The sequence below is a fragment of the Marinobacterium aestuarii genome (genome assembly GCF_001651805.1).
Taxonomy (GTDB): domain Bacteria; phylum Pseudomonadota; class Gammaproteobacteria; order Pseudomonadales; family Balneatricaceae; genus Marinobacterium_A; species Marinobacterium_A aestuarii.
Genome location: NZ_CP015839.1, coordinates 609,040 through 620,730 on the forward strand (window position 1 = coordinate 609,040; position 11,691 = coordinate 620,730).

12 protein-coding genes are annotated in these 11,691 nt (G+C 60.0%); 6 read left to right on the plus strand and 6 right to left on the minus strand.

All coding sequences use genetic code 11. The annotated features are described in order from the left end of the window. Genes A8C75_RS02625 through lipA form a run of 3 tightly spaced genes read left to right on the plus strand, consistent with a single transcriptional unit; the run spans nucleotide 1 to nucleotide 1,911 of the window. A complete protein-coding gene (locus A8C75_RS02625) occupies nucleotides 1–273 on the plus strand; it encodes a YbeD family protein (protein ID WP_067377713.1) in 273 nt (90 codons plus the stop codon). Further along, on the plus strand, nucleotides 273–923 hold the full coding sequence (gene lipB, locus A8C75_RS02630) for a lipoyl(octanoyl) transferase LipB (RefSeq protein WP_067386924.1): 651 nt from the start codon (nucleotides 273–275) through the stop codon (nucleotides 921–923). Before A8C75_RS02625 ends, lipB begins: the two co-directional genes overlap by 1 nt. 7 nt (nucleotides 924–930) lie before the next feature. Further along, nucleotides 931–1,911, plus strand: a complete 981-nt coding sequence (lipA, locus tag A8C75_RS02635) for a lipoyl synthase (protein ID WP_067377716.1) — start codon at nucleotides 931–933, stop codon at nucleotides 1,909–1,911. Between the two features lie 128 nt (nucleotides 1,912–2,039). Here the strand turns inward: lipA and A8C75_RS02640 are convergent, their stop codons facing one another. Next, on the minus strand, nucleotides 2,040–2,837 hold the full coding sequence (locus tag A8C75_RS02640; RefSeq protein WP_067377719.1) for an AraC family transcriptional regulator: 798 nt from the start codon (nucleotides 2,835–2,837) through the stop codon (nucleotides 2,040–2,042). A 125-nt stretch (nucleotides 2,838–2,962) separates the two neighbouring features. On the opposite strand from A8C75_RS02640, the gene lhpI reads away from it, so the two are divergent. The 3 genes from lhpI to A8C75_RS02655 all read left to right on the plus strand — a co-directional run bounded on the left by lhpI (nucleotide 2,963) and on the right by A8C75_RS02655 (nucleotide 6,867). Continuing rightward, nucleotides 2,963–3,919, plus strand: a complete 957-nt coding sequence (gene lhpI / locus A8C75_RS02645) for a bifunctional Delta(1)-pyrroline-2-carboxylate/Delta(1)-piperideine-2-carboxylate reductase (protein ID WP_067377722.1) — start codon at nucleotides 2,963–2,965, stop codon at nucleotides 3,917–3,919. A 186-nt stretch (nucleotides 3,920–4,105) separates the two neighbouring features. Continuing rightward, nucleotides 4,106–5,590: a Na+/H+ antiporter NhaC gene (nhaC, locus tag A8C75_RS02650; protein ID WP_067377725.1), complete on the plus strand. Its 1,485-nt coding sequence runs from the start codon at nucleotides 4,106–4,108 to the stop codon at nucleotides 5,588–5,590. Continuing rightward, on the plus strand, nucleotides 5,590–6,867 hold the full coding sequence (locus A8C75_RS02655; RefSeq protein WP_067377727.1) for an NAD(P)/FAD-dependent oxidoreductase: 1,278 nt from the start codon (nucleotides 5,590–5,592) through the stop codon (nucleotides 6,865–6,867). The genes nhaC and A8C75_RS02655 overlap by 1 nt, the downstream gene beginning before the upstream one ends. Nucleotides 6,868–7,326: 459 nt before the next feature. On the opposite strand, the gene A8C75_RS02665 is transcribed toward A8C75_RS02655, so the two are convergent. The 5 genes from A8C75_RS02665 to A8C75_RS02685 all read right to left on the minus strand — a co-directional run bounded on the left by A8C75_RS02665 (nucleotide 7,327) and on the right by A8C75_RS02685 (nucleotide 11,682). After that, complete coding sequence (locus A8C75_RS02665) at nucleotides 7,327–8,178, minus strand: transglutaminase family protein (RefSeq protein ID WP_067386926.1); 852 nt, start codon at nucleotides 8,176–8,178, stop codon at nucleotides 7,327–7,329. 76 nt (nucleotides 8,179–8,254) lie between these two features. Next, on the minus strand, nucleotides 8,255–9,064 hold the full coding sequence (locus tag A8C75_RS02670; protein ID WP_067377732.1) for a transglutaminase-like domain-containing protein: 810 nt from the start codon (nucleotides 9,062–9,064) through the stop codon (nucleotides 8,255–8,257). Between the two features lie 116 nt (nucleotides 9,065–9,180). After that, entirely contained in the window at nucleotides 9,181–9,627 is a 447-nt protein-coding gene (locus A8C75_RS02675; RefSeq protein WP_067377735.1) for a VOC family protein, read from the minus strand. Nucleotides 9,628–10,171: 544 nt separating this feature from the next. After that, nucleotides 10,172–11,200 (minus strand): DNA polymerase III subunit delta, encoded by a 1,029-nt coding sequence (holA, locus tag A8C75_RS02680; protein WP_067377737.1) that lies wholly within the window; start codon nucleotides 11,198–11,200, stop codon nucleotides 10,172–10,174. Next, the gene (locus A8C75_RS02685) at nucleotides 11,197–11,682 is read right to left on the minus strand and encodes an LPS-assembly lipoprotein LptE (protein WP_067377740.1); all 486 of its coding nucleotides are present in this window, start codon (nucleotides 11,680–11,682) and stop codon (nucleotides 11,197–11,199) included. The genes holA and A8C75_RS02685 overlap by 4 nt, the downstream gene beginning before the upstream one ends. Nucleotides 11,683–11,691: the final 9 nt, after the last annotated feature.

An 11,691-nucleotide genomic window follows, 5' to 3' on the forward strand; every position in this document is an offset into this window, starting at 1 on the left:
ATGAGCGAACAGCAACCCCCCAAGATTGAATTTCCCTGCCCCAATTACCCGATCAAGGTTATTGGGGTGAACAGCACCGATTTTCGGGACTACGTCATCGAAACAGTGCTTAAGTACGCGCCTGATCTCGATGTCGCCAGCGTCACGGTGCAGGACAGCAACAAGGGCACCTTTCAGTCAGTGCGCTTTTGCATTACCGCCACCGGTGCCGAACAGCTGGAACAGATGCACCAGGATCTGAAGTCGTCCGGTCGCGTTAAAATGGTCATGTGATGGCCGTTGCCGATACGTTGATTCTGCGCAGCCTGGGGCAAGTGCCCTATGACATCACCTGGCAGCGGATGCAGGATCTCACTAACAGCCGTGATGACCAGACGCCGGATGAAATCTGGCTGCTGGAGCATGACCCAGTGTTTACCCAGGGACAGGCCGGCAAGGCCGAGCATGTGCTCAATGCCGGTGACATTCCGGTGGTACAGGCCGACCGTGGCGGCCAGGTGACCTACCATGGCCCCGGTCAGCTGGTGGTCTACCTGCTGCTGAACCTGCGTCGCAAAAGCCTGGGCGTGCGTGATCTGGTGGACCTGATGGAGCAGAGCGTGGTGACGCTGCTGGGCGAATACGGCGTCCAGGCCTACCCCAAGCCCGATGCGCCCGGTGTCTATGTGGGTGATGCCAAGATCTGCTCGCTGGGCCTGCGGGTGCGCCGTGGCTGTTCCTTCCATGGCCTGGCCCTGAACCTGGACATGGACATGGAGCCCTTCCTGCGCATCAATCCCTGCGGTTATGCTGGCATGACCATGACCCAGCTGGCTAGTCTGGTGCCGGGGCTGGACAGTGCCGGGGCTGTCAGCCGTATGGGTGATATTTTGATCAACAAAATCGGGTATACTTCGGTATCCCGCAGAACCAGATTGGATTAGCGATTGTATGGCAAGTTCTGATAGCAAAACCGCTGGCGCGCGCGTCGAGCAGGGTGTCAAGCTTCGCGGCGCCGAAAAGGTTGCCCGCATCCCGGTGAAAGTCATTCCCACCGAAAAAGATGAAATGCCACGCAAGCCGGCCTGGTTGCGGGTTCGCATGGGAAACTCGGCCGAGGTGCAGCGCATCAAGTCCAAGTTGCGCGAACACAAGCTGTCGTCCGTCTGTGAAGAGGCCAGCTGCCCGAATATCGGCGAGTGCTTCACCAATGGCACCGCCACCTTCATGATCATGGGTGATATCTGCACCCGTCGCTGCCCGTTCTGCGACGTGGCCCACGGTCGCCCCAATGCGCTGAACGCCGACGAGCCCCGCGAGCTGGCCACCGCCATTGCGGACCTGGGTCTGCGCTATGTGGTTATCACCTCGGTTGACCGCGACGACCTGCGTGACGGTGGTGCCCAGCATATCGCCGACTGCGTACGCGAAACCCGCGAGCGTCAGCCGTCTATCGAGATCGAAACCCTGGTGCCGGATTTCCGCGGCCGCATGGATGTTGCGCTGGAAATTCTCAGTGCCACGCCGCCGGACGTTTTCAACCACAACATGGAAACCGTGCCGCGTCTGTACAAGCAGGTGCGCCCGGGTGCCGACTACGCATGGTCGCTGGATCTGCTCGAAGGCTTCAAGCAGCGTCAGCCCGGTATTCGCACCAAGTCCGGCCTGATGGTGGGTGTGGGCGAAACCAATGCAGAGATCGTCGAGGTGATGCGTGACCTGCGGGCACACAATGTCGACATGATCACCATTGGTCAGTATCTGCAGCCAAGCCGCAGTCATCTGCCGGTCGACCGTTTCGTAACACCGGATGAGTTCGACGAATTTGCCCGTCAGGCCAAGGAAATGGGCTTCTCCCATGTTGCCTCTGGCCCGCTGGTGCGTTCGTCCTACCATGCCGATCTGCAGGCCAAGGGTGAGAAAGTCGGTTAAATCCAGACGACCCCTGTGGGTTGAATCTAGATAGCTGAATGTTGAAAAGGAGCCTGCGGGCTCCTTTTTGCTGGGTGCACTTTATTGCGTTGGAGACCTGATCGCGCAGAAAAGGTGTCTTGCGCGGCCTAGCGCAGGTTCTGCATGGAACGCCGGGCGGCGCCCGGTGTTTCACTGAAGTGGTGCTTGAAAGCCCGGGAAAAGCTGGATGCATCAGCAAAGCCGACTTCCAGCGCCAGGGCTGCGAGCGGCATGCGGCTGTTGAGTAGCAGGTACTGCGCCTGTTGCAGGCGGCGGTGCATCAGGTAGTGCTGTGGCGTAACGCCGAGCTGACGCTGGCACAGGGCGTAAAAATGACTTTCGCTGAGGTTCATGGCGCTCGCCAGCTCCGCATTGCTCGGCGGCTCGGCGAGGCGGCGGTCGATAAAACGGTTCAGTTCAGCGATATCCAGGCGTGCCCGGGCTAGCCGGGCACTGTCGGATGAATAGAGCTGACAGAGCTGTGTCATGAACAGCGATACCAGCTGGCAACTGACCAGGGCTTTGCCCGGTTGCTGAGCCTGTTGCAGCTGGGTGGCGGCAAAATCCAGTAGCGGCAGTGTCACCGCATCCAGCGTAATGATCTCAGGTCGCTGGAACAGGGTGTCGCTGAACTGCAGGTCGCAGGCGGATTCCAGCGATCTTATATAGGGATCGACGAACGAAACGTCGATCACCAGCAGTTCGCTATCGTCGCTCAGGCCCGCGTACAGGTGACCGGCACCGGCCGGCACCAGCGCGGCGCGGCCGCTGGCCAGGCGCCCGGCGGTGTCGTCGAAGCGGCAGTCCATGCGGCCGCGCCAGCCTATCAGAACCTGGGCATGGTCATGGTTGTGCTCGCCACTTTGTCGCGCGATCAGATTGCGTCGCGCCTGGCTGTTCTTCATCGACGAATCCGCGCTGGATGGGGGGAGTTTCGTAGTCTGGGTATGGAATGCCAGAGTCTGGGTCAATGGCAAGGATGTCGGTTTCGTTACCATGGTAAGACAGATTACCAACGGGAGAAGCCGATATGCAACTGAACGCCGAGCAGGTCCGTGATGCGCTGCCCTGGAACCTCATGATCGAGTCGCTTCGCGATATCTTTTCCCGCGACGACGTCTGTTCTCCGGTGCGTCATCACCATGGTGTCGAGGTTCCCGGTGAGGTGGAAGCGACCTTGCTGTTGATGCCGGCCTGGATCCCGGGGGAATATCTGGGGGTCAAGCAGGTCAAGGTCTTTCCCGGCAACAGTGCTCGCCATATGCCGGGCCTGAGCAGCCATTACCTGCTCAGCTGCGGCAAGACAGGCCATGCGCTGGCGCAACTCGAGGGTAACGAGCTGACGGCCCGCCGCACGGCGGCGGCGTCCGCGCTGGCATCCCGTTTTCTGTCCCGCGAAGACAGCCGCGAGCTGCTGATGGTCGGTGCCGGCCGCATGGGACGTCGGCTGATCCCGGCCCACATGAGCGTGCGGCCGATCAGCCGGGTCCGCGTCTGGGATCGAAATGAGGCGGCGTCCGAGGCGCTGGTGGCCGAATTGCGCAGCGCCGATATCGATGCCCATGTTTGTCGCGCCGACGGGCTGCAGCAGGCCGCCGGCGAGGCCGATATCATCAGTTGCGCCACCCTTGCCACCGAACCCTTGGTGCTGGGTGACTGGCTCAAGCCCGGCGCCCACCTCGATCTGGTTGGCAGCTTCACGCCGACGATGCGCGAAACCGACAACAGCGCCATGCAGCGCTGCCAGATTTTCGTCGATATCCGGGCCGGTGCGCTCAGTGAAACCGGCGATCTGATCATTCCGATCCGCGAAGGCGTGATTACGCCCGATTGCATCCGGGGCGAACTTGCCGACCTGTGTCGGGGCCGGCACGCCGGGCGTAACGCGCTGGCGGATCCCGACACTGTCATTACCCTGTTCAAGTCCGTCGGGGATTCGCGTGAAGACCTTGCAGCGGCCATTCTGGCGTACCGCACTCAGAGCTGAATGCCTCTTGGGTCCTTCCTGTATGAAGGGCCCTTTTTTATTCCTGAAGTTCGCTCCTGCGGCTTCAGGATTCCCTCCGTTTCTGGAGGTTATCTGCGAGCACAGTATGTGCAAGAGCAGGGTTTATTAAAACAACAATGGCATAACGGTGAGAAGCGAGATCACTCATCGTGAGGAGTTCCGGACATGAAACAACAAGCCCCGCAAATCGAAATGCCCAACCTCTGGGTCGCACTGATACCCATAGTGCTGACCATTGGCCTGCTGGGTCTGCAGATCTTTTACTACGACGATTTCACACCCCATATAGCCCTGGCCGTCGGATTTGCCATCACCGGGCTGGTGGGATGGTCCCAGGGCTGGCGCTGGAAGGACATCGAATCCGGCGCCTTCCATGTGCTGCATGTCGCGATGCCGTCGATTGCGACCCTGATCATTGTCGGCATGCTGGTCAGCACCTGGATCGCCAGCGGCACGGTACCGCTGCTGATCTACTATGGCCTCGAACTGATCGATCCGTCCTGGTTCCTGGCGGCTTCGATGCTGCTGTGTTCTGTGGTCTCGCTGTCGATCGGCTCGAGCTGGACCACAGTCGGCACTATCGGCCTCGCGCTGGTCGGTATTGGCACGGCTTTTGGTATTCCGCTGTACTGGACGGCGGGCGCTGTAGTGTCCGGATCCTTTTTCGGTGACAAGATTTCACCGCTGTCCGATACCACCAATCTGGCTGCAGCCGTCACCGAAACCAATGTTTTCGATCATATCCGCAACATGATGCCCACCACGATTCCGGCCATGGTCATTGCTTTCGTCATCTACTTCCTGGTCGGCGGACAGTCCAGCGTGGATGCATCCCAGCTCGAGCAAATCAGTTTGTACAAGGACGGGCTGGCCAGTCATTTTGACCTCGGCGTTTTGCCGCTGCTGCCTCTGGTGGCTGTCATGATGCTGGCGTTGTTCAAGGTGTCGCCGATTCCGGCGCTCTTTACCGGCTTCGCGCTTGGCGCGCTGGTGGCCGTCATCAACTATGGCTACGGCCTTAACGAAATATTCACCTTCGCCCACAGCGGCTTCAAGATCAACGCCGGCTCCGAGGCGCTGGACAGTCTGCTCAACCGCGGTGGTGTCACATCCATGACCTGGGTGGTGACCCTGATGATGTTCGCGCTGGCCTTCGGTGGTGCCCTGGAGCGGACCCGCTGTCTGGAATCGGTGGTCAGTGCCATCATGCGTCGGACTCGGGGCTTTCGCGGCCTGCAGACCAATGCCATCCTGACGTCGGTGGCGACCAACGCCGTGTCCGGCGATGTCTATCTGTCGATCGCACTGCCGGGGCGCATGTACGGGCCCGAGTACGACAAACTCGGTTACAGCCGCCTCAACCTGTCCCGTGCGATTGAGGAGGGCGGTACCCTGGTGTCGCCACTGATTCCCTGGAATGCCGGCGGTGCCTTTGTCATAGGCGCGCTGGGACTGACGGTAGTGTCCGGCGATTTCAGCAATATGCTGTATGCGCCGCTGGCCTTTGCCTGCTGGCTGTCGCCGGCCATCGGGATTATCTATGCCCAGACCGGCTGGTTCTCCCGACGCGCCGAGTCCGATGATGCCGATCCGCAAAACGGCGAACCGGCGACCACTGAGCTAGCCAGCAACGCCGCAGGAGTCATCTGATGCAGGTCCCTGATTCTGCATCGTGTACCGGCTCCGAACCTGCGACCGTCGCCATCATCGGCGCCGGGGTTGTGGGACTTTGTTGTGCCCTGCAAGCTCAGCGCAAGGGGTACCGGGTCACCCTGATTGATCGGGAGGCACCCGGCAAGGGCGCGTCCTTCGGCAATGCTGGATATATCGCCACCGAGCTGATCAACCCGTTGTCCACCGGGAAGACACTGCGTTCAGCGCTGCACCTGTGGTTCAGCCCCCGCGGGCCGCTGGCGCTGCCGCTGCGCTATCTGCATCGTATCCTGCCCTGGCTGCTGCGCTTCGGCATGGCGGCCTGCCCGGCGCAAGTCGCCCGCTCGCGGGATGGACTGGTCGCACTCAATCGAGCGGCAGTTCCGGCCTGGCAACGCTGCCTCAAGGATATCGGTGCCAGCGCACAGCTGTGCCGATCCGGCTATCTGCTGGTGTGGGAATCGTCTAACCGGCTTGATGTTGCCCGCCGTCATGCCGAGGAGCTACGGCAGTGGAATATCCGCACGGAACTGGTGCGAGGTGCCCGATTGGCCGAGCTGGAGCCGGCGCTGGCCGGCACTGTCAGCCATGCACTCTATTTTCCCGATGCCTGCCAGGTACGTGACCCCTACAGCCTGTGTCTGGAGCTGTTCAAGGCTCTGCAGGCACGGGGCGGAGAGTTCGTGCAGCAGGCAGTCGAGAAGCTGGTGCCCGACAATGACGGTGTTGGCCTGCAGACCGGCACGGGGGTGCTGCACTTCGACCAGGTGCTGGTCTGCGCCGGTGCCTGGAGTAAACCGCTGCTGCAGGGCGTCGGTATTGAGGTACCGCTGGAAGCCGAGCGCGGCTACCACCTGAGCATCGAGGGTGTGGGTACGGGGCTCAACAGGCCGATCGGGTCGGCGGAGCGGCGTTTCGTCATGAGTCCGCTGGACTCCGGTCTGCGCGCAGTCGGCTTTACCGAGCTCGGCGGCCTCAAACTCAAGCCCTTCGCACGCCGTTTCCGGGTGTTGCGTCATCACAGTCAGGCGCTGCTGCCGGCACTGGCGGATCCGGCGCTCAAGACACGGGAATGGATGGGACACCGCCCCACGCTGCCGGATTCGCTGCCGGTGATCGACCGGCACCCGCTGCACGAGCGGTTGTGGTTCGCCTTCGGCAACCAGCACCTGGGCCTGACCCAGGCGGCAATCAGCGCAGAGCTGGTGGTCAGCATGATGTCGGGGGAGGCGCCGCCAATTGATCCGCAACCCTATCGCGTCGATCGCTTCTAAGTTAGCGCCTAAAGTGGGGGCTTTTCACCGAGTCTGGCGGTCGGGCCGCAAAGACCTCTGCCGCAGCCATTGGAATGGCTTGCCGGGGCCACTAAGCTGCTTCGTTCAGTTTGGATGGAATGTGAAAGGTCATACTAAAAAACAGGATTTATAATGGCCCTTAAACTGCATACCTACAATATCGTTCGTATAACCGATGGCGCTAATATTATTGAATGCACCATTATAAAAATGTGCTTTGAATATGCGCTCGTCAAGTACAAGGGAAAACAGTACAAAGTCCCTTATGACTTAATTGATAAGGTCGTTGGTCATGAGCTTCTGCTTCCTTTCGGTTAATGCCCTGGTGAGTAAAGCCATAAGCTCCCTCATTTATTGCGCTAGCTGCCTCGCTAATGCTTTCCAACAGCCTGTTAGGGGACTTGCGGGCTTTTTTGAACGCCAGATCACCCGCCGACCCTAAACTTTGGTTACCCAGACACCGACATCCAGGGTGGCGGTGGCGCTGCCGCGGTAGGAGCCTGCGATGGGGGGGATCGCATGGGGCAGGCGGGCGACGGCGACGGCGATATGGTCGGTGCCGGCGATCTTGCCGATGGTGGGGTCAAACCCCTTCCAGCCGGCGCCGGGCAAATAGACTTCGGCCCAGGCATGGGTGGCGCCGTTGCTGTCCGCAGACAGTATTGCGTGCAGGTAACCGCTGACAAAGCGGGCCGCCAGTCCAAGGTAGCGGGCGGCTTCCATAAAGAGCACGGCGAAGTCGCGGCAGGAACCGGTGCCGTATTCCAGCGTCTGGCGGGCGCTCTGTACGCCGGGTTCTTCGCGCACGCGATAACTCAGAGTCTGGTAAATATGCTCGGCGATGCGCTGCAGCAGGCTGTAGGTCTGGATATTCTCTCCTGCTTGCCAGAAGTTGCCGATCCAGGCGCGCAGCAGGGCGCTGGTGTGTACATCGGGTAGCGTATGGTAGGGCGCCAGCATAGGTTCGTCATTGGGCTGGTAGCTGAACGGGTAGCTCAGTGCGTAGTCCGACACCAGGAAATCCAGAGGGGCTTCGTTGTATTGCTGAATAATAACTTCGCTTTTGACGACCAGCTGGCGGCAGGGCTGGCTGAAACTGGCCAGGGCGACGGAATTGTCTTCCACGTCGCGGTGCCACAGCAGCGTGGCCGCCGGGCTGATGTCGAGGGAAAACGCCTGGATGCGCAGTTCATGGTCTTCGCGCGGTCGCAGCAGCAGTGTGTGTTCGCCCAGCGAGACCTCGTCGGAGAAGTTGTAGTAGGTGTGATGCACGATCTTGTAGCGCTGCATAATGTAATCCCGAAGTGGGTGCTGAGCGAGGTTAATCAGGCAACTTCTGTTGCTGGCGTTCAGCTGTTGAGCAGGATCAGCCTCCGTGGGCATATCCCTGTTCATCAATCTGCTGCACCTGCACCTGCTGTTGCCGGGGATAGAGTGCCGGACCAAACTGGTTGTAGACGGCGACATCGGCGGCATCCCGGCCATAGCCGATGGCAACGTAGCCGCCGTGCAGCTGGGCCTGGGTGGCATCAAAGGTATACCAGCGATCGGCGACATAAGCCTCGAACCAGGCGTGCAGATCCATGGGCTCCAGATTATGCAAGTAGCCTACCACCATGCGCGCAGGGATGCTCAGGCTGCGACAGAGCGCAATGCCCAGGTGTGCCAGATCACGGCATACGCCATATCCCCGCGTGTTAACCTCGGTCGCCGAAATCTGGATATCGCTGCTGCCGGGCTCATAGGCAATAGTGTCGCGCAACCAGGCTTCGATCGCGGCCACCTGATCGTAGCCCAGTGCGTAGCCTGCGGTGATACTGTTGGCCATCTGGCTAAAACGGTCTGATTCACAATAGCGACTGGGCAGCAGGTAGTTGAGTGCGGACTCGGGCAGGTTCTGTATTTCGACGAAGCGGGCGCGGGGGGCGCGGTCTATATGGTCCGACGTCATGACCTCGGCTGCGGTATGAATGCCAAAGGCGCCGGGTGGGGCAATCAGGCGCTGGCACAGATTGCCGTAGTTATCGGTGAATTCGAACACAGGCACACTGGGGACCAGTTTGTATTGTTCGCTGGCAATCCATTGCTGGGCACCGCTGCGGGGACGCAGCATCAGTACAAAGGGTGTTGGCACCGTAATGTCGAAGGTCAGATCACAGCTGGTTCTTAACCACATAGGCCTCTTCCTTTGAAAGATGTCGGCATAAATCGCCTGATAACCTGTTAACTGTACAGGTTTTGCACCTGCGTAACGTACTCCTTTGTTGGGCCCCGGCAAGGGCAGCAAGAGATTCAGTTGGGGCTGCCCTCCTGCAGCCTGTCAAAGTCTTCTGCCCCGGGTCCCAGTGGCTGGCCGTAGCTGAACTCAACATAGTTGCCGTTAGGATCGCGCAGACCACAGTAGTAGCCCACCGGGAAGGGTTCGTCCCTTGGTGCCCAGACCAGACAGCCGGCATCGGCCGCCTGCTGCGCAATGTCGTCGACGGCGTCACGGCTCTTCAGCGCGAAGCCGAAATGACGGTAGTCGTTGTCCGGTAGCCGCAGATCCTGACCACCATTCATCAGTACGAAAATAAAGTCACGCTCACGCCCGGGTTCGGCCATCCAGCTGATGGTCTGCGTATGGCTGTGGCGTTCGTGGATCAGCTGCATGCCACAGAACTGACGGTAGAAGGCAACGCAGGCAGCCATGTCGGTAACGTGCAGGGCTATGTGGGTAATTCGGGCGGCGGCGGGCATGGAGTACTCCCAAGCTAATGAACGTCTGGATCCTAATTAGTTATACACCCTGGCTGTTGATCGGGCCTGTGTGTGGACAAGATTACTGTACTGGAAAACTCTGAGCGGGCGCCGGTCTGTAATCTTATCCCCGAATACTGTGTATAAGATTGTGCATAAGGTATGAGTACCCATCCACAACAGCGCAGAGCCGGCGTATTGCCTGATGCGTGCGTTTTTTGAACGACAAAAAAGTCAGTTTTTCAGCAACTTGCGCTGTGTATATGTGCAGAAAAACGGGCTGGTCAAAGGTTCGCTGTCAAGCCCATTCGGAAACTTTTCCGATTAGGATTTTTAAGTTTATCCACAGTTTTTCGGGGTAGACCTGTGCGTAACTTATGGGTAACTGGGTTAAGTGCTGCCGCACGGGGTGGACGGGAAACAGGCTGTTTTTTGATCAGCGGATAATCACCGCTGCAAAGGCAGGGCAAAGCGCGGGAAAAGGCACGGAATATGGGGATTGGCTATGGGGGTATTCGAATGAATAACGCGGGGTGGCAATGGGTTAGCCGGTGGCATCCAGCGGCAGGGCGGTACCGGCCAGGTGTAGCAGAATCGAGGTGAGGGTGAGCCAGGGGTCTCCGGCGCGGGCGCCCTTGATCAGTCGATCCACCTCGGCGGCCTGCTGCAACAGGTTTTCGAGTGTCGCAGGCGACAGGCGTTTGGTGGTGCTGCGTACCAGTTGCTTGCGCTTGCCGAACAGGCGCTGCTGCTGGCACAGGTTGTCGAAGCCGGTTCCCTGTTGCAGACCGCGCTGTACGGCATGCAGGGTGCGTATCTCCCGGGCCAGGGCCCAGAGCACCACGGCGGGTTCGGTGCCTTCCTGACGCAGTACCTGGATAATGCGGGTGACACGCTGGGGCTGAGCGCCCAGGGCGGCATCGGTCAGGCCGAAGATATCGAAGCGCGAACTGTCCGAGACGGCATCAATAACGTCGTCCGCACTCAGGGTTTTGTTGGGGTAGAGTAGCTGTAGCTTGCTCATTTCCTGGCGCGCCGCCAGCAGGTTGCCTTCCACTCGCTGACACAGAACTTCCACCGCGCTGTCGTCCAGGCGCATGTCCATCTGTACCGCACGGCGGCGGATCCATTCAGGCAGCTGGGCAGGCTCCACCGGCCAGAGTTCGACGATCACGCCGCTCTTGTCGACGGCCTTGAGCCAGGCACTTTTTTTGGCACCGGCATCGAGCTTGTCGGCCGTGATCAGCAGTACGTTGTCGGGCGCAGGGTTGACCAGATAGTGCTGCAGCATCTCGCTGGCGTTCTTGTTCAGCTTTTGGCTGCCCAGACGCAGTTCGATGATCTTGCGTTCGGCAAAGAGTGACAGGGCGCTGGCACATTCAAGCAGGTATTCCCACTTGAAGCTGCCATCGACGTGCAGGACTTCGCGTTCGGTAAAGCCCTGCTCGAGGAATGTCTTGCGCAGCAGGTCGCAGCTTTCCTCGGCCAGCAGGGGTTCGTCACCGGTGACCAGATAGACCGGCGCCACAGCCTGTTTCAGGCGGGCGCCGAGCTGTTCCGGCTTCAGCTTCATGGCTGACCGGCGGCGATATACAGACGCAGGATCTGGCGCGAAATATCCTGCTGCATTTCGCGGCGCAGCAGGGCTTCCTGGGCATTCTTGGCGGTAATGGCATCGGCGTCGTAGGTATAGACCCGTTCGGTGCGTACCGCGGTCGGCGCTATCAGGAAGCGTTCGCCCTGGGTGATCTGGAAGCGCACTTCGGTGCGCAATTCGTATTCGTCGGCCTTGACGCGTTCATCCAGTGAGGCGACACGGCGGCCCTGTTTCTCGTCGAGAATTTCCAGGGTGTAGGGTGCGACGGCGGCCAGTTCGATGCCGTTGCTGCGCAGCGTGCGGCTCAGTTCGAGTCGCAGAGCGCTGCGCCCAGCAGGCATTTGCAGCGCCAGTTCGCGCATCGCGACCGGGACTTCGGCGCTGCCGCGCAACTGAAAGCCACAGCTGCTTAACAGCAGGGTTGCGATCAGCAGTATCAGCCTCAATTGCACAGTCATTGCCTTCTC

Excerpts from the sequence above, each read along its gene's own strand:
- nhaC (WP_067377725.1), top strand. The coding sequence starts at position 4,106 with ATGAAACAACAAGCCCCGCAAATCGAAATGCCCAACCTCTGGGTCGCA.
- A8C75_RS02655 (WP_067377727.1), top strand. The coding sequence starts at position 5,590 with ATGCAGGTCCCTGATTCTGCATCGTGTACCGGCTCCGAACCTGCGACC.
- holA (WP_067377737.1), bottom strand. The coding sequence starts at position 11,200 with ATGAAGCTGAAGCCGGAACAGCTCGGCGCCCGCCTGAAACAGGCTGTG.
- A8C75_RS02685 (WP_067377740.1), bottom strand. The coding sequence starts at position 11,682 with ATGACTGTGCAATTGAGGCTGATACTGCTGATCGCAACCCTGCTGTTA.
- A8C75_RS02670 (WP_067377732.1), bottom strand. The coding sequence starts at position 9,064 with ATGTGGTTAAGAACCAGCTGTGATCTGACCTTCGACATTACGGTGCCA.
- A8C75_RS02625 (WP_067377713.1), top strand. The coding sequence starts at position 1 with ATGAGCGAACAGCAACCCCCCAAGATTGAATTTCCCTGCCCCAATTAC.
- lhpI (WP_067377722.1), top strand. The coding sequence starts at position 2,963 with ATGCAACTGAACGCCGAGCAGGTCCGTGATGCGCTGCCCTGGAACCTC.
- lipB (WP_067386924.1), top strand. The coding sequence starts at position 273 with ATGGCCGTTGCCGATACGTTGATTCTGCGCAGCCTGGGGCAAGTGCCC.
- A8C75_RS02640 (WP_067377719.1), bottom strand. The coding sequence starts at position 2,837 with ATGAAGAACAGCCAGGCGCGACGCAATCTGATCGCGCGACAAAGTGGC.
- A8C75_RS02665 (WP_067386926.1), bottom strand. The coding sequence starts at position 8,178 with ATGCAGCGCTACAAGATCGTGCATCACACCTACTACAACTTCTCCGAC.
- A8C75_RS02675 (WP_067377735.1), bottom strand. The coding sequence starts at position 9,627 with ATGCCCGCCGCCGCCCGAATTACCCACATAGCCCTGCACGTTACCGAC.
- lipA (WP_067377716.1), top strand. The coding sequence starts at position 931 with ATGGCAAGTTCTGATAGCAAAACCGCTGGCGCGCGCGTCGAGCAGGGT.